Below are 19299 nucleotides of genomic sequence, written 5' to 3' on the forward strand. Positions count from 1 at the left end.
AGTTGATCTCCAGTGGCCACAAAATCTGTGAGCCCCTGATATCAGGGTGGGAGCGGGCTTGCCCGCGAAGAGGCCGGGACAGACACAGTGAAAATCAGGCCGGCTCAGACCGAAACAAAGAAGAAACTCAGCACCAACCCCACCCCCACGAACCACACCAGCGAACGCAGGATCGCCCAGTCCGCCAGGTAGCAAATGATGTAGAGCAGGCGACTGGTGATGAACAACACCGCCAGCACGTTAATGGTCACCAGCTCGGCGTTGCCGGCCAGGTGCGCGACGATCACGGCGGCGGCAAAGAACGGGCTGATTTCAAAGCTGTTCAGTTGCGCGGCGTAGGCACGTCGGGGAGCGCCCTCGAGCGAGTCCAGAAAATCCCGAGGATCGTGGTTATCTTGCAACCGGTATTTCCCACCGGCCTTAGCGATCCCGATACACAGGTAAGGCAGGAGAAAGGCGATCAACACACACCACAGGGCAACCGTCATGAAGCAGTTCCTTCTTTGAGTTTTATGGAAAATCGAGAGTCCGGGCGCCGGTCAGAACTTCATCACCAGCATGCCAACCAGCACCAATGCGCAAGCTAAGAGCCGCGGCCGACCGAAAGGTTCTTTCAGGTAGCGCATGCCGAACAACACCACCAGGATCACACTGATCTCCCGCAGCGCCGCCGCCTCGGCAATCGACCCCAGTTGCATGGCCCACAGCACCAGAGCGTAGCTGAACAATACGCAGAATCCGACCGCCAATCCCAGCCGCCACTGCTCACGCCAGAACCCCATGAACGCCGATCGCTTGCCCACCAACGCCAGCAACGGAAATGGCCAGGCGCTGAGCAGCGTGACCCAGACCAGGTAATCCAGCGGATGGGACCAACGCCGCAGGGCATGGCCGTCGATGAAGGTGTAGCAACCGATGCACAGACCGATCAGCGCCACCACCGGCAGCATCGACCAGGGCAGCCGCTCGCCACCACCGCCTTGCCACAACAGGCAGAGCATGCCGAACGGGATCAGCAAGATGCCGATGATCTGCTGGGTCGTCAGCGCTTCGCCGGCAAAAATAAAGGTCAGGGCCAGCACGACTAACGGCGACAGGCCACGCATCAACGGATAGACCAGCCCCAAGTCACCGACTCGATAGGCCTGGATCAGCAAATAGCGATACAGCAGCTCAAACGCCGCCGAGGCCAGGATCCACGGCCAGAGCTCCAATGGTGGCAGCGCAACGAAGCCCAGGGCCAAGGCGACGAACAGCAACGCCACGCTGTCCATGCAGGCCACCACCAGCAAACGCTCGCCGCTGAACTTGATCAGCGTATTCCACGCCGCATGCAACAGCGCCGCCAACAACACCAAGGCCGTCGCAAGCACGGCACGCTCCTTATCCATTCAGAGAATTGATTCGCCATCCATCAGCAGCCGTTTATACTGCTGGCGACCACGCCGCACTCAGTTGCGCATAAGCCAATTCCAATAATTCCGCTGCTGCCCTGTTCGTTCGAACCAGGGCGCCGGCATGCGTATGCCTGATCAGAGCGTCAAGACTACAGACAGAGACCCTGCGCATGCCACTCGCCTTGCTTGCTTTGGCCGTTGCCGCTTTCGGCATCGGCACGACTGAATTCGTCATCATGGGCCTGCTGCCCGATGTCGCCCGCGACTTGGCGGTAAGCATTCCCCAGGCCGGACTGCTGATCACCGGCTACGCCCTGGGCGTGGTGTTCGGCGCGCCGATCCTGGCCATCGGCACGGCCAACATGCCGCGCAAGGCAACGCTGCTGGGCATGACGCTGATGTTCATCCTCGGCAACGTGCTCTGTGCCCTGGCACCGAACTACGCCACGCTGATGGCCGCCCGGGTCATCACAGCCCTGTGTCACGGTGCCTTCTTTGGCATCGGCTCGGTGGTGGCGGCCGGTCTGGTAGCGCCAAACAAACGGGCCCAGGCGATTGCAATGATGTTCACCGGCCTGACCCTGGCCAACGTGTTGGGCGTACCGTTGGGCACGGCCCTGGGCCAATATGCCGGCTGGCGCTCGACCTTCTGGGCGGTGTCGGTGATCGGCGTGATCGCGGCCATTGCCCAATGGGTCTGGCTGCCCAAGGACATCCCCATGGAAAAAGCCAACCTGGCCAGCGAGTTCAAGGTCCTGGGCAAGGTCAACGTGTTGCTGGCCCTGGGCATGAGCGTACTGGCCTCCACCAGCCTGTTCAGCGTGTTCACCTACATCGCGCCGATCCTGCAAGACATCACCGGCGTCAGCCCCCACGGCATCACCGTCATGCTGCTGTTGTTCGGTGTCGGCCTGACGGCGGGTAGCTTCCTCGGCGGACGCCTGGCCGACGGGCGCCTGCTGCCCTCGCTGGTGGGCATGGCCTTGGCCGTGGTGCTGGTACTCGCCGCGTTCAGCCAAACCAGCCAATCGGTGATTCCGGCGGCGATCACCCTGGTGTTATGGGGTATTTTCGCCTTTGCCTTGTGCCCGATCCTGCAACTGCTGATCATCGATCAGGCCCATGAAGCGCCGAACCTTGGCTCGACCCTGAACCAGAGCGCCTTCAACCTCGGCAACGCGGCTGGCGCTTGGATGGGTGGGTTGGTGGTGGCCAGTGGGGCTGACCTGGCGGACTTACCATGGGCTGGGGCAGCTGTCGGCGGCCTGACGACGTTGACGGCGTTGTTCTATATCTACCGACAACGGCGCTTGGCGGCAGTCGCTGTTTAAGGAACGCTTTCAGTCATCGCCTGAAGCACCTGCGTTCAGGCTCCCACCTACTCCGCGTCGATGCGCTGCCTTGCCGCTTTGGCAGGATTATCCTTGGGCAGGCCTACTTCGCTGCGAATCTGCGCATGACTGATCAAGGCAAAGATAAAGCTCCCGCCGACAATATTGCCCGCCAACGTCGGCCCAGCGAACACCATCCAGAAGTCCTCCCACGACAACTGCCCGGCAAAGACCAGATACGACACTTCGGCCGAGCCGACGACAATGTGGGTGAAATCCCCAAGCGCCATCAAGTAGGTGATCAGGATGATGATCCACATCTTGGCGCTTTCCATGGACGGGATCATCCAGACCATGGTGGCGATCATCCAGCCGGAAATGATGCCCTTGGCGAACATCTGGCCGGTATCGTTTTCCATGACCTTGCGGCCGATTTCCAGGAAGGCCTGGTCAGTGCGCTGGTCAAAAATCGGCAGGTGCAGCATCACGTAGGCCACCAACAAGGTGCCGCACAGGTTACCTACCAGCACCACGCCCCAAAGCCGCAACAGCCGACCGAAGTTGCCCAGGGTGGGTTTGCTCATGATCGGCAGCACGGCGGTCAGGGTGTTTTCGGTGAATAGCTGCTGGCGGGCGAGGATCACCGCGAGAAAGCCGGCGCAATAACCGAAACTGGCGATCACCTTGAAGCCTTCGTGGTCGGGCAGCCGGGAGTTGAGCAAACCCATCGCCATCAGCGACAGGCCCATGGTCAAGCCGGCGGCCAGGGCCGACCACCAGAGCGCGGCGATACTGCGCTCCAGTTCCTGATTGCCCTGGGTCCGGATGATTTCATGCAGCACCGCAGCGCGCGGCGGCTGGTTGCGGTCGACTTCGTGTTGCTCCTGGGCCGAAAGGTCAGGGGTCTTGCCTTCTTCGTGGGTGTCCATACAGCTCCTGAACCGGTGGCGTGATGTAACTACGACACGTGGCGTTCAGAGCTGTTCAGTGGTGCCCCAAATACAAAATGTGGGAGCGAGCTTGCTCGCGATAGCGGTGGGTCGGTTTGCATCAGTGTTGAATGTGCAAACGTCATCGCGAGCAAGCTCGCTCCCACAGGGGGGGCGGCAAACCTGAATCCCGACCCTCACCGCAGCTCCCTTGTGGGAGCGAGCTCGCGATGACGGCGCCGCCGATCTCACTCGACGACATCATCCTTGAACTGATCCTTGACGTACTTGATCTCGGTCCGCCCATGGGGCGCCGGCAAGCCGTCTTCGCCGAGATTGACGAAGACCATTTTTTCCACGGTCAGGATGCTCTTGCGGGTGATTTTGTTGCGTACCTCGCAAGTCAGGGTAATGGAGGTACGACCAAACTCGGTGGCAGTGATGCCCAGCTCGATGATGTCGCCCTGGCGCGAGGCGCTGACAAAGTTGATTTCCGAGATGTACTTGGTAACCACGCGCTGGTTGCCGAGCTGGACGATGGCATAGATCGCCGCTTCTTCGTCGATCCAGCGCAACAGGCTGCCGCCGAACAGCGTGCCGTTGGGGTTGAGGTCTTCGGGCTTGACCCATTTGCGGGTGTGGAAATTCATGTTCACTCCTGAGCGTCTGGCCGATGAATGCCTGCATCATGGCAGACCGGACCGCCCGGCTCTACGTCGCGGGCCCTATGACGGTCATCGGCAATTTTGATTTGCCGACAGAAACCCTTTTGGAAGATCCGATTAGCCCGTTATAATCGCCCCCGTTTTACCCGGTCCACGCTTTGGACCGTTCCCGCCACCTGTCCGAGGGGCGCTGCAGCAGGCTCGACCTGTCAGGCTCGGATGGGGCGTTGTTTGTACGGGGGCTCCCCGCACGGACACTAAACGCACAACGGCGCCCATTCGCATACATTACGAATGGAGGCTCTTCATGAGCGCTGTTATCACGCCTGCCGCTTTTACTGACTACAAAGTCGCCGATATGTCCCTGGCCGCCTGGGGCCGTCGCGAAATCATCATCGCCGAATCCGAAATGCCAGCCCTGATGGGCCTGCGTCGCAAGTATGCCGGCGAGCAACCGCTCAAGGGCGCTAAGATCCTCGGCTGCATCCACATGACCATCCAGACCGCCGTGCTGATCGAGACCCTGATTGCCCTGGGTGCCGAAGTGCGTTGGTCGTCCTGCAACATTTTCTCGACCCAGGACCAGGCCGCTGCCGCCATTGCCGCTGCCGGCATCCCGGTATTCGCCTGGAAAGGCGAGACTGAACAAGAGTACGAGTGGTGCCTGGAGCAGACCATCCTCAAGGATGGCCAGCCATGGGACACCAACATGATCCTCGACGACGGCGGCGACCTGACCGAGCTGCTGCACAAAAAATACCCAGCCGTGTTGGAAAAAGTCCACGGCGTGACCGAAGAAACCACCACCGGCGTCCACCGCCTGTTGGACATGCTGGCCAAGGGCGAGCTGAAAATCCCGGCCATCAACGTCAACGACTCGGTGACCAAGAGCAAGAACGACAACAAGTACGGCTGCCGTCACAGCCTCAACGACGCCATCAAGCGCGGCACCGACCACCTGTTGTCGGGCAAGCAGGCGCTGGTGATCGGCTACGGTGACGTGGGCAAGGGCTCGGCCCAGTCCCTGCGCCAGGAAGGCATGATCGTCAAGGTGTCGGAAGTCGACCCGATCTGCGCCATGCAGGCTTGCATGGACGGTTTCGAGCTGGTTTCGCCGTTCATCGACGGGATCAACGACGGCACCGAAGCCAGCATCGACAAAGCACTGCTGGGCAAGATCGACCTGATCGTGACCACCACCGGCAACGTCAATGTCTGTGATGCCAACATGCTCAAGGCCCTGAAGAAGCGCGCCGTGGTCTGCAACATTGGTCACTTCGACAATGAAATCGACACCGCTTTCATGCGCAAGAACTGGGCATGGGAAGAAGTGAAGCCACAGGTCCACAAGGTTCACCGCACCGGCACCGGCACCTTCGACCCGCAGAACGACGACTACCTGATCCTGCTGGCCGAAGGCCGCCTGGTTAACCTGGGCAACGCCACCGGCCACCCAAGCCGCATCATGGACGGCTCGTTCGCCAACCAGGTCCTGGCCCAGATCTTCCTGTTCGGCCAGAAATACGCCGACCTGTCGCCGGCCCAGAAAGCCGAGCGCCTGACCGTGGAAGTACTGCCCAAGAAACTCGACGAAGAAGTGGCCCTGGAAATGGTCCGTGGTTTCGGCGGCGTGGTCACCAAGTTGACCAAGCAACAGGCTGACTACATCGGCGTGACCGTCGAAGGCCCGTTCAAGCCGCACGCTTACCGCTACTGATCGGCTCTATTGCCTGCTCTCCCTGTGGGAGCGGGCTTGCTCGCGAAGGCGGAGGATCAGGCGACATCAATGTTGGATGATGAACCGCCTTCGCGAGCAAGCCCGCTCCCACATTGGGATGCGCCAGGCTTTCAGCCCTACGAGTTTCTAAGGATATGACCATGTCCCAAGACCGTCGCTACAGCTTCGAGTTCTTCCCGACGAAGACCGATGCTGGGCATGAAAAACTGATCGCCACTGCCCGTCAGCTGGCCAGCTACAACCCCGATTTCTTCTCCTGCACCTATGGCGCCGGCGGTTCGACCCGTGACCGCACGATGAACACCGTGTTGCAGCTCGAAAGCGAAGTCAAAATCCCCGCCGCCCCCCACCTGTCTTGCGTGGGAGACAGCAAGGACGACCTGCGCGGCCTGCTGACCCAGTACAAGGCGGCAGGCATCAAGCGCATCGTTGCCTTGCGCGGTGACCTGCCCTCGGGCATGGGCATGGCCAGCGGCGAGCTGCGCCACGCCAACGATCTGGTTGAATTCATTCGTGAAGAAACCGGCGATCACTTCCACATCGAAGTGGCGGCATACCCGGAAATGCACCCCCAGGCACGCAATTTCGAAGACGACCTGCGCAACTTCGTACGCAAGGCCAACGCCGGCGCCAACAGTGCGATCACCCAGTACTTCTTCAACGCCGACAGCTATTTCTACTTCGTCGAGCGCATACGCAAGCTGGGCGTCGACATTCCTGTCGTGCCGGGGATCATGCCGATCACCAACTACAGCAAGCTGGCGCGTTTTTCCGACGCCTGCGGGGCGGAAATCCCACGCTGGATCCGCAAGCAACTGGAAGCCTACGGCGACGATACGTCCAGCATCCAAAGCTTCGGCCAGGACGTCATCACGCAAATGTGTGAGCGTCTATTGCAAGGCGGTGCACCGGGATTGCATTTCTACACCTTGAACCAGGCCGAAGCCAGCCTGGCGGTATGGAACAACCTCAAGTTGCCGCGTTAACCGCTAATGCGGCCGTTACACAAGGCCTGGGTGAAAACCCGGGCCTTTTTATTCGGTTGCTGCGCCGGCCCCCGCCCCTGATGCAGGTAAAAGGCAACCAAGGCCCGAGCCAGAGCACTCTAGCTATTTGATGAGCTCTCGTCGTAACCTCAGGCCATGCCCGTTATTGCCCAGTTACTCACTGCCCTTCTTCTCGTCTGCCTGAGCATGGCTGCCCGGGCCGAGAAGTTGCGCATTGTCACCGAACCCTGGGCACCTTATGTCTACGAAGAAAACGGCAAGATGCTGGGCCTGGACTACGAAACCACGGCCATTGTGTTCAAACGCCTGGGTATCGACGTGGAATGGCAGTTCCTGCCATGGAAGCGTTGCCTGGTGATGCTGGAACAGGGGCTGGCGGACGGAGCGCTGGACATTTTTCACAGCGACGAACGCGACGCCCTGCTGCTCTATCCCAGCGAACCGCTGTCGGAGGTGGAGTTCGTGATGTTCTACGCCAACGCCCGGCCCTATCCGTTTCGCACGCTCGATGACCTGGGCGGCTTGACCGTCGGCACATCCCCCGGCTACCTGTACAGCCAGGCTTTCAGGGAATCGTCCCTGTTCAAGCGTGAAACGGCGCCGACCCACGAAGCCAACTTCGGCAAGTTGCAGCTGGGCCGGATCGACCTGCTCATCACCGACCGCCGGGTGGGCCGGCATGTGCTCAAGCAAATGCAGTTGGGCGACCAGATCACCGAAAACCCGATGGTCGTAAGCCGCCAAAACCAATACCTGGCAGTACGGCGCAACGCCGGGATGGATTTGCTGGTGCGCCGTTTCGGCGCCGAACTCAAGCGTTTCAAGCGCGAACCGGCCTATGCCGAACTCAGTGCCCGCTACGGGGCCGACCTTGTTACCAAAGCGGCGGCGCCCCAGCCGGCGCTACATTGAAATAAACCGTTGAGCAGCAGGAAAGCGGCGCACGGCGTTTGCTCTGTTATACTCCGACCTTCCCGCCAGGCTCACGCCCGGACGCCCGGTCTTGCAAAAGGCATCCCGACACCGCTACAGCGCAGCTTTCAGCCCGCGCGAGCCCTGTCCGGACCCGTCTTTCAGACTCGGCAGGACCGGACGGGGTGACGTCTTTTTGTTGAACGTCATTCGCGCCCGGCAAGACTATCCCATTGGGCCAGGCCCTCACTAAAACAGGATTACTCATGTCCTTTGCTTCCCTCGGTCTCTCCGAGGCTTTAGTCCGCGCCATCGAGGCCGCCGGCTACACCCAGCCTACCCCGGTGCAACAGCGGGCCATTCCCGCCGTGTTGCAAGGTCGCGACCTGATGGTTGCGGCGCAGACAGGCACTGGTAAAACCGGTGGTTTCGCCCTCCCGATCCTGGAGCGGTTGTTCCCCAACGGTCACCCAGACAAATCCCAGCGTCACGGCCCGCGCCAACCGCGCGTACTGGTCCTGACCCCTACCCGCGAACTGGCCGCCCAGGTGCACGAGAGCTTCAAGGTCTACGCTCGCGACCTGAAGTTCGTCAGCGCCTGCATTTTCGGCGGGGTCGGCATGAACCCTCAGGTCCAGGCCATGTCCCGTGGCGTCGACGTGTTGGTGGCGTGCCCCGGTCGCTTGCTGGACCTGGCCGGCCAGGGCAGCGTCGATCTGTCCCACGTTGAAATCCTCGTGCTGGACGAAGCCGACCGCATGCTCGACATGGGCTTTGTCCATGACGTGAAAAAAGTGCTGGCCCGCCTGCCTGCCAAACGCCAGAACCTGCTGTTTTCGGCAACGTTCTCCAAGGACATCACCGACCTGGCGGGCAAGCTGCTGCACAACCCGGAACGCATCGAAGTCACGCCGCCGAACACCACGGTCGAGCGCATCGAACAGCGCGTGTTCCGCCTGCCGGCCAGCCACAAGCGCGCCTTGCTGGCGCACCTGATCACCGCCGGTGCCTGGGAACAGGTCCTGGTGTTCACCCGCACCAAGCACGGCGCCAATCGCCTGGCCGAGTACCTGGACAAACACGGCCTGCCGGCCGTGGCGATCCACGGTAACAAGAGCCAGAACGCCCGCACCAAGGCCCTGGCCGACTTCAAGGCCGGCGAAGTGCGCATCCTGGTAGCCACCGACATCGCCGCCCGCGGCCTGGACATCGACCAGTTGCCCCACGTGGTCAACTTCGAACTGCCTAACGTCGATGAAGACTACGTCCACCGTATCGGCCGTACTGGCCGGGCCGGTCGTTCGGGCGAAGCGATCTCGCTGGTTGCGCCGGACGAAGAGAAGCTGCTCAAAAGCATCGAGCGCATGACCAAGCAGAAAATCTCCGACGGCGACCTGATGGGCTTCGATGCCAGCACGATCGAGGCCGAGAAGCCTGAAGTGCGTGAGCGTCCGGATGTGCGCAACCCACGCAATGCCCGTGGCCCACGCGGCGACGGCCCGAATGGCGGCGGTGGTGGCGGCGGGCGCAAGGACAAAGGCAAGGATAAGGGCAAGGAAAAATCGGCCAGCAATAGCACTGGCCGTGGCGAACGCCCAGCCCGTGAGCAGAAGCCTCGCGAAGGTACGCCGGCCCGTGAACAACAGCGTCCGGCACCTCGCGCCGCCGCTGATCGCGCTCCGGACGAGTTCCTGGACGACGATGTCGATAACTTCGGTAACCGTGTCGACTACGTGCCACAGCAGAAACCGGCCCAGGGTCGCGGCCGTCGCCCAGGTGCCCCGGCACAAGGTACGGGTGCAACTACAGGTGCGCCGCGCGGCGGCCAGCCACAGGGTCGCCAGAACGGTCCACGCAACAGCAACGGCTCGTCCACCGGCACTCCGCCGGCCAAGCGCAGCGGCCCACGCAATGGTGCCCCTCGTGACGGCCAGGCCCGCCGCGAAGACACCCGCCCGCGCCGCCCGGCCCGTGACGACCAGCCTCGCCAGGAACCCGCCGTGCAGGCCCCGCGTGGCAACCAGCCTAAGATCATGCACAAGGAGTCGAAAGCCGACCGCTTCCCGACACCTGAACAGCTGGATCAACTGCCAAGCCGTCCACGGGGCGAGAAACCGGCATTGCTGACACGCAATCGCTGAGTTTTTTCAAGCCGTGAAAAAGCCCCGGGTCTCGCGACTCGGGGCTTTTTTTAGCCCGCCACAATTCCAAATGTGGGAGTGAGCTTGCTCGCGAAGTCGGCGTGTCAGCAGCACATCTATCAACTGACACACCGCCTTCGCGGGCAAGCCCGCTCCCACAGGGGTTCTGCACTGTCTGCTCGATTTTCATAGCCCAATAAAAAACGCCCCTGATCCCAAGACCAGGGGCGTTTTTTTGTCAGGCGCGAAGGTTACTTCGCTTTGACACCTTCAAACGAGACGTACAGTTCGACCGCGTCGGAGGTTGGACCCAGGTCCTTCTGCTTGCCGAAGTCCGAACGCTTGATGCTGGTGGTGCCTTCGAAGCCAGCACGGTAACCGCCCCATGGATCCTTGCCTTCACCCAGGAAGGTGGCCTTGACCACGACCGGCTTGGTCACGCCCAGCAGAGTCAGGTCACCGGTCACATCGGCGGTTTCTTTGCCATCGGCGTTTTTACCGGTGGATTTGACGCTTGTGGAAACGAAGGTGGCCTTGCCGAATTTGCTCACGTTCAGGAAGTCAGCGCTGGCGATGTGCTTGTCGCGCTCGGCGTGGTTGGTGAACACACTGGCGGTATTCACGTTGAACTCGATCTTGCTGGCTTCAGGCTTGGCGGCGTCGAAGCTGAACTTGCCATCGATGTCCTTGAAGGTACCGGTGATGTAGCTATAGCCCAAGTGGCTGATCTTGAAGTCGACGAAGGCGTGCTGGCCTTCCTTGTCGACCACGTAGTCGGCAGCCATGGCCTGGCCGGCCGACAGCAGGGCGGAACCAATTGCCAGGGCGGCGAGCGTCTTTTTCAACATGCTTTCTATTCCTTTGGAGTCGAGGTTGAACATCAGGCTTGGCGTCCCAGCATGCGCTTGAGGGTCGCGTCACGGTCGATAAAGTGGTGTTTCAATGCTGCCAACGCATGAAGGCCGGAAAAAATAACCAGCGCCCATGCCAGGTACAGGTGAATCTCGCCAGCGACGTCTGCCTGATCGGGCAGTCCGGACACCAGCGCGGGTACTTCGAACAAACCAAACACCGGGATCCCGACACCGTCTGCGGTGGAAATCAGGTAACCGGCGATCATCACGGCGAACAGCCCGAGATACAGGGCGCTATGGCCAAGCTTGGCACCGACACGGGTGAGGCGCCCATAGCTTTGCAGGGTGGGTGGCGGCGGGCTGACGAAACGCCAGATCACTCGCACCAACATCACCGCCAGCAGAACCAGGCCAATGCTCTTGTGCAGGTCCGGCGCGTCTTTGCGCCAGGTGCTGTAGTAGTCCAGGCCGACCATCCACAGGCCCAGGGCGAACAACCCGTACACCACCAGCGCAATGCCCCAGTGCAGGACGATACTGACCCAGCCATAACGAGAAGAAGAGTTGCGTAGCTGCATTGCTCATATCCTGTAAAAACTGCGTCCAAGCCTAGCGAGTTATCTATCGATTTAAAGCGGAAATTTTCGCTTTGAAATATCGAGAAATACGATCATCAGTCTGAGAGGGGTGGGTTAAGGAAAGATTAAAGAGAAATGGCGGGGGTGATGGCAAGAGGGCAGGCAGCCATGGGATGGCCGCACGGATCTCATCGCGAGCAAGCTCGCGCCCACAGGAAGCCGTGCCCCGGGGCCGTCACCATGATCCAAAATTTTTTGCCCCTGCAATATATATGTATCGCCGTTTCCGTTTTTACCCTTGATTAAATGAAAGCTCCAACACTCATTGAACAAGGCAAAAAACTGGCTCTTCCTTATACTCCATTTCAAAAAAGTGGCTCACCGTTGCTGCCTCCCAATCAAACAATGTCACCGGGGCAGTACCTCCACTCTCCAAATGGACGATTTCGATTGGTATTGCAGGCTAATGGGAATTTGATCATCAAAGATGGTGAGGCTGTAGTCTGGGTTGCAGATGGCAGCCAGCGATATAGCAAAACCTTGCACCCCAAAAGAATGCGTGAGCCTCTACAGTTCGTAATTAGTAATAGTGGCTTTCTCTATGACCCATCCAGAAGACGCTTATGGATTGCTGAAAGTAGCCATAGTACTGACAAGTCGCTTTGGTACAACGCTTGTATGGTCATTCAGGATGACGGCAACCTAGTCATCCATGACGGGCGAACGGGAAAGCTATGCTGGGCTCGCTTTGGCTTCGTTCCGGGACGTATGTCCAAGGCAAAGCAGGTCAAAATTTTATTTGAGGACTTGGAAATTAAAACTTGGTCGTTTTCACTGCCGCCTCTCTAGAGTCACTTATTGACGCACTCAGGCCTGTAAGGATCCATGTCGCATCTATAAACTAATTGAGGATCGTGCTTTTTCAGCACCATACGACCATCAGCAGTGCAACCACTGACACCGAATACTGCCAATAGCATTAAAACCGCTATCAACCTCATATTAACTCCAGCTTTTACGAGGTGAAATTGTGAATTATTAGTTTACCGAGCACTCAGGCCTATATGGATCGATGGAGCATTTGTGGGCTAACTGCGGATCATTTTTTGGAATCATCGGAATCAAAAGGGGATCTCTACATTCACCATACACACAACCAGAAAGTACAATCACCGTTATTGCCGCCGTTAATAGTCTCATAAACACCCCAGCCTTTTGATTTTGCAGAGACTAGAACGCAACGCTTGCCGTAATCTATCGCTCCCTTCCGACTCTTTTGTGGGAAGCATCCGATATATCGCTGAGACGTGTAGGACCGCGATCGTAGACTGTGCGATTCCACGGCACCACGCAAGCAAGCTGGGCATTTCACGCTTGATAAATGAGCAAAAAAAAGCGCGACCCTAGGGCCGCGCTTTTTTTACGCATAGACGTTACTGAGCCTGAGTCTCAGTGGTCGCCGCCGGTTTGGCCGCTGGCTTCTTCACCGGCTCGGCCTTTTTCACCGGCGCCTTGGCTGGGACCTTTTTCGCCGGGGCCTTGGCTGCCGGCTTCTTCGGCGTAGCTTTGGCCGCGGCCTTTTTGGTCGGCTCGGCTTTTACCGGGACTGCAGCCTTCGGCGCTTCTACCGGCGCAGGTGCCGGGGTTGGCGCTGGCGTCGGTGCTGGCGGCGCTACTGGCTCTGGTGCCTTGACCGGCTCCGGCTTCTTCTCGTCATCCGAGCCACCAAACAGGTTGCTGAAGAAGTTGCCCTTCTTCGCCGCCACGGCACCGGCAGCTGCCGCCGTTGCAGCCGGCGCGACCTTTGGCGGTTCGAACGACTTGCCCGCCGCCAGGTCTTCAACCTGGCTGGCGGCCCGCTGGCCGCTGCGCAATGCGCCTTCCAGGGTGCCCGGATACAGGGTGTCGGTGTGTTCACCGGCAAAGGCTACGCGCTGCAACGGCTTTTCCCACAGGCGCCAGTATTTGCTGATCTGGCCCGGGCCAAAGGCCAGGTACGCGCCGCCCGTGGATGGGTCGGTGCTGTAGCGACGAATCTCATAACCGGTGAACGAGCCACGGGCCTGGGGATAAAACGCGTGCAGGCGGATCAACACCTGGTCGACCATTTGCTTGTCGCCGAACGCCTGCATCACCCGGGCGTTGTCTCCCGACAGGTTGATGACCACGTTGGCGCCGCCCTTCATGGCCGGCTCGATCCACATCATGCCCAGGCCGGCGTTGCTGTAGATTTCGCCCGACATGCGCGCCTTGCTGTCCCAGACCGGCGTCTTGAACTTGAGCATGATCTGGTCGCGCCAGCCGTAGTTGGTGCCCTTGATCGCGCCTTGATGCTGGGCGTCCAGGGCCGGGGTCAGCTGGATTTTGCTCAGCGCCCGCAATGGCACGGCCAGCACCACGTAGTCAGCCTGGTAACCGACGCTGCCGACCTTGACGGTTACGCCGTCCTTGTCTTGTGAGATGGCCGATACAGGGGAACTGGTCTTGATGACTTTCAGTTGCTTGACGAACGCCTGGGCCAGGGTCGGGCTGCCACCCAGAAGGCGCGAAGCCCGCAGGTCGCGATCGGACACGCCACGGTAGACGCGGTTCTGTTGTGCGAAATACAGCAGCGACAGGCGCGAAGGTTCGTCGTAGCGGGTGCGAATCTCCTGGTTCACCAACTGACGGGCAGTGGCTGGCAGTTGCAGGCGGTCGAGCCAGTTGGACACGGTGATCTGGTCCAGCGAGTGCAAGGTGTTGGTGGCCGCCGGATTTTGTGGGTCTTCAATGGAGCGTGCCAGGTCGTCCAGGGTGGTTTCGTAGCGCTTGAGGGCTTCGGCCGTTGCCGGCTGTTTGGTCGCCAGGTCAGCGGCCGTGTAGTAGGTGCCGTCGATCAGGTAGCTGGGGGTGCGCACGAATTCCGGGGCTGGCGTGGTGCTCAGTTTGAAGGTCGAGACGTACTTGTTCAGCACCGGCTGCGTCTTCTCATTGCCGATCCACTCACTGGTGGCCATGCCCGAACGACCGCCCAGGCTCGGCTTGGCTTCCAGCAGGGTCACGGCCCAGCCTTTATTCTGCAGCTCATAGGCCGCCGTGAGTCCCGCCAGGCCGCCGCCGATGACGATGGCCGTCGGTTGCTTATCCTTGGCCAGCGCCGAAACGCTGAACAGCCCCATCATCACCAGCGCACAGGCGCGCAGCCAACCAGCAGACATTCAACGAACTCCGGAGTAAACGTAGGTAATTTCAGTTTTTCGAGCCAGAAAGCTCAGAAGAGCCGCGAAGAATACGTCAGCCATCAAAGCGCCGCCAGCGGCGTCTATCGCCTCGTTCAAAGTAGCGGGAACGACACAATGGGTTGTCCCCGGGCCGCCATTGCATAGGCTTGCGCGATTGTTTTGCCCGCGCCCGCCGCGAGCCGCCTCGAGGAGACTGTTAATGGGCCTGAATAACCAGTGGATGCAACGCGACCTCGCGGTGCTGTGGCATCCCTGCACCCAGATGAAAGACCACGAACAGCTGCCGCTGATCCCCATCAAGCGCGGTGAAGGCGTGTGGCTGGAAGACTTCGAAGGCAAGCGCTACCTCGATGCCGTCAGCTCCTGGTGGGTCAACGTGTTCGGCCACGCCAACCCGCGCATCAACCAGCGCATCAAGGATCAGGTCGATCAGCTGGAACACGTGATCCTGGCTGGATTCAGCCATCAACCGGTGATCGAACTGTCCGAGCGCCTGGTGAAGATGACACCTGACGGCCTGACCCGGTGCTTCTACGCCGATAATGGCTCGTCCTGCATCGAAGTGGCGATGAAGATGAGCTTTCATTACTGGATCAACCGCGGCCGGCCGGATAAAAAGCGCTTCGTCACCCTGAGCAACAGCTACCACGGCGAAACCATCGCGGCGATGTCGGTGGGCGACGTGCCGTTGTTTACCGAGACCTACAAGGCGCTATTGCTGGACACGATCAAGGTACCGAGCCCCGACTGCTACCACCGCCCCGACGGCATGGGCTGGGAAGAACACTCGCGCACGATGTTCGCCGCCATGGAACAGACCCTCGCCGAGCACCACGCCACGGTGGCGGCGGTGATCGTCGAGCCGCTGATCCAGGGCGCCGGCGGCATGCGCATGTATCACCCGGTGTACCTGAAACTGCTGCGCGAGGCCTGCGACCGCTACGGCGTGCACTTGATCCACGACGAAATTGCCGTCGGCTTCGGTCGCACCGGGACCATGTTCGCCTGTGAGCAGGCCGGTATCACGCCGGACTTCCTCTGCCTGTCCAAGGCCCTGACCGGCGGTTACCTGCCGCTGGCGGCCTGCGTGACCACCGATGAGGTCTACAGCGCCTTTTACGACGACTACCCGACCCTGCGGGCCTTCCTGCATTCCCACAGTTATACGGGCAATCCACTGGCCTGCGCGGCGGCCCTGGCGACGCTGGATATCTTCGAGGACGACAACGTCATCGAAAACAACAAAGCCCTGGCCCAGCGCATGGCCAGCGCCACCGCGCACCTGGCTGACCATCCGAACGTGGCCGAAGTGCGCCAGACCGGCATGGTGCTGGCCATCGAGATGGTCAAGGACAAGGCCAGCAAAACCGCCTATCCGTGGCAGGAACGACGTGGCTTGACGGTGTTCCAGCATGCCCTGGAGCGCGGCGCGTTGCTGCGTCCGCTGGGTAGCGTGGTGTATTTCCTGCCGCCGTATGTCATCACCCCGGAGCAGATCGACTTCCTGGCAGAAGTCGCCAGCGAAGGCATCGACATTGCCACGCGGGACAAGGTCAGCGTGGCGGTGCCGAAGGATTTTCATCCTGGGTTCCGTGATCCGGGCTGAACCTCGGTCTTCTTGTTGGAACACTATTGTGGCGAGGGGATTTATCCCCGCTGGGCTGCGCAGCAGCCCTAAAACCGGACACCCGGGTGTTTCAGGCAAATAGCGTTGGATGTTTTGGGGGCTGCTTCGCAGCCCAGCGGGGATAAATCCCCTCGCCACAGGTGCCGGGAGCATCCATAGCACCGTTAACTTTTCAGAGATTCGACATGAGACTGTCCCGCTTCTTCATCGACGCGCCCCTGAGCCTCGGCGATCACGAATTGCCCGAAGCCCAGGCCCATTACATCGGCCGGGTGCTGCGCATGGCCGAGGGCGATGCGGTGCAGGTATTCGACGGCTCTGGCCAGGAGTTTCGCGGCACATTGGCCGAAGTCGGCAAGAAACGCGTACGGGTGCAGTTGGACGAACAATTCGCCGGACAACTTGAATCGCCGTTGCGTATCCACCTCGGCCAGGGTCTGTCCCGGGGCGAGCGCATGGATTGGGCGATCCAGAAAGCCACGGAACTGGGGGTCAGCGAGATCACGCCGATTTTCAGCGAACGCTGCGAAGTGCGCCTCAAGGACGAACGCGCCGACAAGCGCCTGCTGCACTGGCGCCAGGTGGCGATCAGCGCATGCGAGCAGTGCGGGCGCTCCACCGTGCCGCTGATCCATCCACCAATGTTGCTGGCCGATTGGCTGAAGCAGACCGAAGCCGAGCTGAAACTGGTGCTGCACCCGGTGGCCGAGCCGCTGGTCAGCCACGCCAGGCCGCAGGCACTGGCCTTCCTGATCGGCCCCGAGGGCGGCCTGTCGGACGCCGAAGTCGAACAGGCCAAGACCGCCGGCTACCACGCCGCCCGCCTCGGCCCCCGCGTACTGCGCACCGAAACCGCGCCAGTGGTGGCCTTGGCCGTGGCACAGCAACTGTGGGGGGATTTCTGAAGTCAGCCCCCCCTGTGGGAGCGAGCTTGCTCGCGATGACGGTGGGCCAGTCAACATCGATGCTGACTGATCCGACGCTATCGCGAGCAAGCTCGCTCCCACATTGAATCCAGGTTGCTCAGGGGTTAGAGCACATAAAACAGAATCGCCACGAAATGCAGCAGGCTGCCGGCGATCACGAACAGGTGCCAGATGCCATGGGCGTGGCGCAAACGGTGGTCGAGGGCAAAAAAGATAATGCCCACGGTGTACAACACGCCGCCCGAGGCCAGCCAGGCAAACCCGGTGCTGCCCAGGGCCGCCAACAACGGTTTGACCGCCACCAGCACGATCCAGCCCATCACGGCGTAGATCACGATCGACAGGATCCGCGCTTCGGAACGCGGCTTGATCTCTTGCAAGATCCCGATCACCGCCAGGCCCCAGACGATGCCGAACAAGGTCCAGCCCCACGGCCCGCGCAGGGTCACCAGGCAAAACGGCGTATAGCTGCCGGCGATCAGCAGGTAGATCGAAAAGTGATCGACCTTCTGCATGATTTCCTTTTTGCGCCCGCGCACGCTGTGGTAGACCGTCGAAGCGCTGTAGAGCACCAGCAAGGTGAACCCATAGATGGCCACGCTGACGATCTTCCACGGATCGCCGGCCATCCCGGCAATCACCAGCAGCCACACCGCCCCGATAAAAGCCGCGACCGCCCCGACCAGGTGCGTCCAGGCGTTGAGTCGTTCCCCGTGATACATCCAATCCCCCTCACATTCCAAAACAGACGCCAAGGCTCAGGCTTGGCGCTGCAAAGTGCAATGGTTTGCTGTAGTCCTCAGGGCACACGACACCCTGCGGCGAGGGGATTTATCCCCGCTGGGCTGCGAAGCGGCCCCAATACAGTTGAATGCAATTTGCCTGACACGGTGATGCGGCAGAATTGGGGCTGCTGCGCAGCCCGGCGGGGATAAATCCCCTCGCCACAGATTAACCCCTCCAAAAAGAGTCGATTGGGGCACAATCGGGCGATACGAATAAGAGCCCGCCCCATGCTGATCGACGAAGAATTGACCCTGAAGAAACTCGAGGTGTTCCTGGCCTTCATGCGCACCGGCAACCTGGCGCGGGCGGCCGCGGAATTGCAGACCAGCAACGTCAGCGTGCACCGGGCCATTCACTCGCTGGAGAGCGCCTTGCGTTGTCCGCTGTTCAAGCATGAAGGCCGCAACCTCACGCCGCTGGAAAGCGCCTATGTCCTGGAAGAACGGGCGCAGAAGCTGATCCAGGACGTGGTCGAAAGTGTGCGCCTGACCCGTGAGGCCGCCGGGTTCTCCGCCGAGCGCTTCAAGCTCGGCTCGCTGTATTCGTTGACGGTCAAGACCGTGCCGCAGTTGATCATGGGCCTGAAGATCCGCCGCAGCGAACTCAATATCGACCTGATCCTGGGCTCGAACATCGACCTGCTGTACAAGCTCAAGAACATGGAGGTGGACGCGATCCTGATCTCCCTGGATGACAGCGTGAACGACCCGGACTGCGAGCATATCGAGCTGTTTTCCGATGACATCTTCCTCGCCACGCCAGCTGATTCACCCTTTGCACAACGCAGCGAAGTCGACTTGGCCGAAGTGCGCGACGAAACCTTCATCACCTTGACCCAGGGCTTCGCCACGCACCAGGACGGGATTCGGGTGTTCAAGCAAGCGGGGTTCGAGCCGAAGGTGGCGATGCAGGTCAACGACATCTTCACCCTGCTGAGCATGGTCAGTTCCGGGGTGGGCTATGCGTTGTTGCCGGGCCGGATCGCGGCGGTGTATGAAAACCGTGTGAAACTGATCCCGTTGCAGGAAAAGTACCGGTTGCAGCAGCACATTGGCGTGGTGTTTTTGAAGGCCAAGGAGCGTGATCCGAATCTGCTGGCGCTGTTGGCCGAGTGCCGGATGTATGCCAATCGCCAGGCTTGAAATCGCGCCGCACCCATCGCGAGCAAGCTCGCGATGGCGTCGGCC

16 protein-coding genes, 1 pseudogene and 1 riboswitch are annotated in these 19299 nt (G+C 60.5%); of the genes and pseudogenes, 9 read left to right on the plus strand and 8 right to left on the minus strand.

Features of this window, described 5'->3' with window-relative positions:
• Positions 1–104: 104 nt before the first annotated feature.
• Positions 105–488, minus strand: coding sequence for an MAPEG family protein (locus LOY70_RS27870; protein WP_025215927.1), 384 nt, complete (start codon positions 486–488; stop codon positions 105–107).
• 51 nt (positions 489–539) lie between these two features.
• Complete coding sequence (locus tag LOY70_RS27875) at positions 540–1373, minus strand: EamA family transporter (protein ID WP_265031842.1); 834 nt, start codon at positions 1371–1373, stop codon at positions 540–542.
• A gap of 194 nt (positions 1374–1567) precedes the next feature.
• Here LOY70_RS27875 and LOY70_RS27880 point away from each other — a divergent pair, with 194 nt between their 5' ends.
• A complete protein-coding gene (locus LOY70_RS27880) occupies positions 1568–2728 on the plus strand; it encodes an MFS transporter (RefSeq protein WP_265031843.1) in 1161 nt (386 codons plus the stop codon).
• Between the two features lie 47 nt (positions 2729–2775).
• On the opposite strand, the gene LOY70_RS27885 is transcribed toward LOY70_RS27880, so the two are convergent.
• Positions 2776–3657 carry a formate/nitrite transporter family protein gene (locus tag LOY70_RS27885; protein ID WP_123343697.1) on the minus strand — a complete coding sequence of 294 codons (882 nt, stop codon included), beginning with the start codon at positions 3655–3657 and terminating at the stop codon, positions 2776–2778.
• A gap of 248 nt (positions 3658–3905) precedes the next feature.
• A complete protein-coding gene (locus LOY70_RS27890; protein WP_072346269.1) occupies positions 3906–4307 on the minus strand; it encodes an acyl-CoA thioesterase in 402 nt (133 codons plus the stop codon).
• Positions 4308–4498: 191 nt separating this feature from the next.
• A riboswitch (S-adenosyl-L-homocysteine riboswitch) is annotated at positions 4499–4606 on the plus strand.
• A gap of 23 nt (positions 4607–4629) precedes the next feature.
• On the opposite strand from LOY70_RS27890, the gene ahcY reads away from it, so the two are divergent.
• From ahcY to LOY70_RS27910, 4 genes and pseudogenes are all read left to right on the plus strand, one after another.
• Positions 4630–6039, plus strand: a complete 1410-nt coding sequence (gene ahcY / locus LOY70_RS27895) for an adenosylhomocysteinase (RefSeq protein ID WP_265031844.1) — start codon at positions 4630–4632, stop codon at positions 6037–6039.
• A 161-nt stretch (positions 6040–6200) separates the two neighbouring features.
• Positions 6201–7046, plus strand: a complete 846-nt coding sequence (metF, locus tag LOY70_RS27900) for a methylenetetrahydrofolate reductase [NAD(P)H] (protein WP_123343695.1) — start codon at positions 6201–6203, stop codon at positions 7044–7046.
• 156 nt (positions 7047–7202) lie between these two features.
• Positions 7203–7984, plus strand: a pseudogene (locus LOY70_RS27905) (substrate-binding periplasmic protein).
• A gap of 261 nt (positions 7985–8245) precedes the next feature.
• Positions 8246–10120, plus strand: a complete 1875-nt coding sequence (locus LOY70_RS27910; RefSeq protein WP_265031846.1) for a DEAD/DEAH box helicase — start codon at positions 8246–8248, stop codon at positions 10118–10120.
• Between the two features lie 251 nt (positions 10121–10371).
• Here LOY70_RS27910 and LOY70_RS27915 read toward each other — a convergent pair whose 3' ends face one another.
• Positions 10372–10968, minus strand: a complete 597-nt coding sequence (locus LOY70_RS27915; RefSeq protein WP_123416153.1) for a YceI family protein — start codon at positions 10966–10968, stop codon at positions 10372–10374.
• A gap of 32 nt (positions 10969–11000) precedes the next feature.
• Entirely contained in the window at positions 11001–11552 is a 552-nt protein-coding gene (locus LOY70_RS27920; RefSeq protein WP_265031847.1) for a cytochrome b, read from the minus strand.
• Between the two features lie 306 nt (positions 11553–11858).
• On the opposite strand from LOY70_RS27920, the gene LOY70_RS27925 reads away from it, so the two are divergent.
• The gene (locus LOY70_RS27925) at positions 11859–12401 is read left to right on the plus strand and encodes a hypothetical protein (RefSeq protein WP_265031849.1); all 543 of its coding nucleotides are present in this window, start codon (positions 11859–11861) and stop codon (positions 12399–12401) included.
• A gap of 584 nt (positions 12402–12985) precedes the next feature.
• Here LOY70_RS27925 and LOY70_RS27930 read toward each other — a convergent pair.
• Positions 12986–14749, minus strand: coding sequence for a flavin monoamine oxidase family protein (locus LOY70_RS27930; RefSeq protein ID WP_265031851.1), 1764 nt, complete (start codon positions 14747–14749; stop codon positions 12986–12988).
• A 223-nt stretch (positions 14750–14972) separates the two neighbouring features.
• Between LOY70_RS27930 and LOY70_RS27935 the strand changes: the two genes are divergently transcribed.
• Together LOY70_RS27935 and LOY70_RS27940 are read left to right on the plus strand one after the other, a co-directional pair.
• Positions 14973–16379 carry an adenosylmethionine--8-amino-7-oxononanoate transaminase gene (locus LOY70_RS27935; protein ID WP_265031853.1) on the plus strand — a complete coding sequence of 469 codons (1407 nt, stop codon included), beginning with the start codon at positions 14973–14975 and terminating at the stop codon, positions 16377–16379.
• A 206-nt stretch (positions 16380–16585) separates the two neighbouring features.
• A complete protein-coding gene (locus LOY70_RS27940; protein ID WP_265031854.1) occupies positions 16586–17305 on the plus strand; it encodes a 16S rRNA (uracil(1498)-N(3))-methyltransferase in 720 nt (239 codons plus the stop codon).
• Between the two features lie 125 nt (positions 17306–17430).
• Here the strand turns inward: LOY70_RS27940 and trhA are convergent, their stop codons facing one another.
• On the minus strand, positions 17431–18048 hold the full coding sequence (trhA, locus tag LOY70_RS27945) for a PAQR family membrane homeostasis protein TrhA (protein WP_060740225.1): 618 nt from the start codon (positions 18046–18048) through the stop codon (positions 17431–17433).
• 291 nt (positions 18049–18339) lie between these two features.
• Between trhA and LOY70_RS27950 the strand changes: the two genes are divergently transcribed.
• A complete protein-coding gene (locus LOY70_RS27950) occupies positions 18340–19254 on the plus strand; it encodes a LysR substrate-binding domain-containing protein (RefSeq protein WP_265031856.1) in 915 nt (304 codons plus the stop codon).
• The last annotated feature ends 45 nt before the right edge of the window (positions 19255–19299 follow it).

It is taken from the genome of Pseudomonas sp. B21-054 (assembly GCF_026016345.1).
Taxonomy (GTDB): domain Bacteria; phylum Pseudomonadota; class Gammaproteobacteria; order Pseudomonadales; family Pseudomonadaceae; genus Aquipseudomonas.

Bases quoted from the DNA above. Each gene is read 5' to 3' on its own strand.
- LOY70_RS27925 (WP_265031849.1), top strand. From the start codon at position 11,859: ATGAAAGCTCCAACACTCATTGAACAAGGCAAAAAACTGGCTCTTCCT.
- LOY70_RS27880 (WP_265031843.1), top strand. From the start codon at position 1,568: ATGCCACTCGCCTTGCTTGCTTTGGCCGTTGCCGCTTTCGGCATCGGC.
- trhA (WP_060740225.1), bottom strand. From the start codon at position 18,048: ATGTATCACGGGGAACGACTCAACGCCTGGACGCACCTGGTCGGGGCG.
- LOY70_RS27930 (WP_265031851.1), bottom strand. From the start codon at position 14,749: ATGTCTGCTGGTTGGCTGCGCGCCTGTGCGCTGGTGATGATGGGGCTG.
- metF (WP_123343695.1), top strand. From the start codon at position 6,201: ATGTCCCAAGACCGTCGCTACAGCTTCGAGTTCTTCCCGACGAAGACC.
- LOY70_RS27915 (WP_123416153.1), bottom strand. From the start codon at position 10,968: ATGTTGAAAAAGACGCTCGCCGCCCTGGCAATTGGTTCCGCCCTGCTG.
- LOY70_RS27935 (WP_265031853.1), top strand. From the start codon at position 14,973: ATGGGCCTGAATAACCAGTGGATGCAACGCGACCTCGCGGTGCTGTGG.
- LOY70_RS27890 (WP_072346269.1), bottom strand. From the start codon at position 4,307: ATGAATTTCCACACCCGCAAATGGGTCAAGCCCGAAGACCTCAACCCC.
- ahcY (WP_265031844.1), top strand. From the start codon at position 4,630: ATGAGCGCTGTTATCACGCCTGCCGCTTTTACTGACTACAAAGTCGCC.
- LOY70_RS27950 (WP_265031856.1), top strand. From the start codon at position 18,340: ATGCTGATCGACGAAGAATTGACCCTGAAGAAACTCGAGGTGTTCCTG.
- LOY70_RS27870 (WP_025215927.1), bottom strand. From the start codon at position 488: ATGACGGTTGCCCTGTGGTGTGTGTTGATCGCCTTTCTCCTGCCTTAC.
- LOY70_RS27885 (WP_123343697.1), bottom strand. From the start codon at position 3,657: ATGGACACCCACGAAGAAGGCAAGACCCCTGACCTTTCGGCCCAGGAG.
- LOY70_RS27920 (WP_265031847.1), bottom strand. From the start codon at position 11,552: ATGCAGCTACGCAACTCTTCTTCTCGTTATGGCTGGGTCAGTATCGTC.
- LOY70_RS27940 (WP_265031854.1), top strand. From the start codon at position 16,586: ATGAGACTGTCCCGCTTCTTCATCGACGCGCCCCTGAGCCTCGGCGAT.
- LOY70_RS27910 (WP_265031846.1), top strand. From the start codon at position 8,246: ATGTCCTTTGCTTCCCTCGGTCTCTCCGAGGCTTTAGTCCGCGCCATC.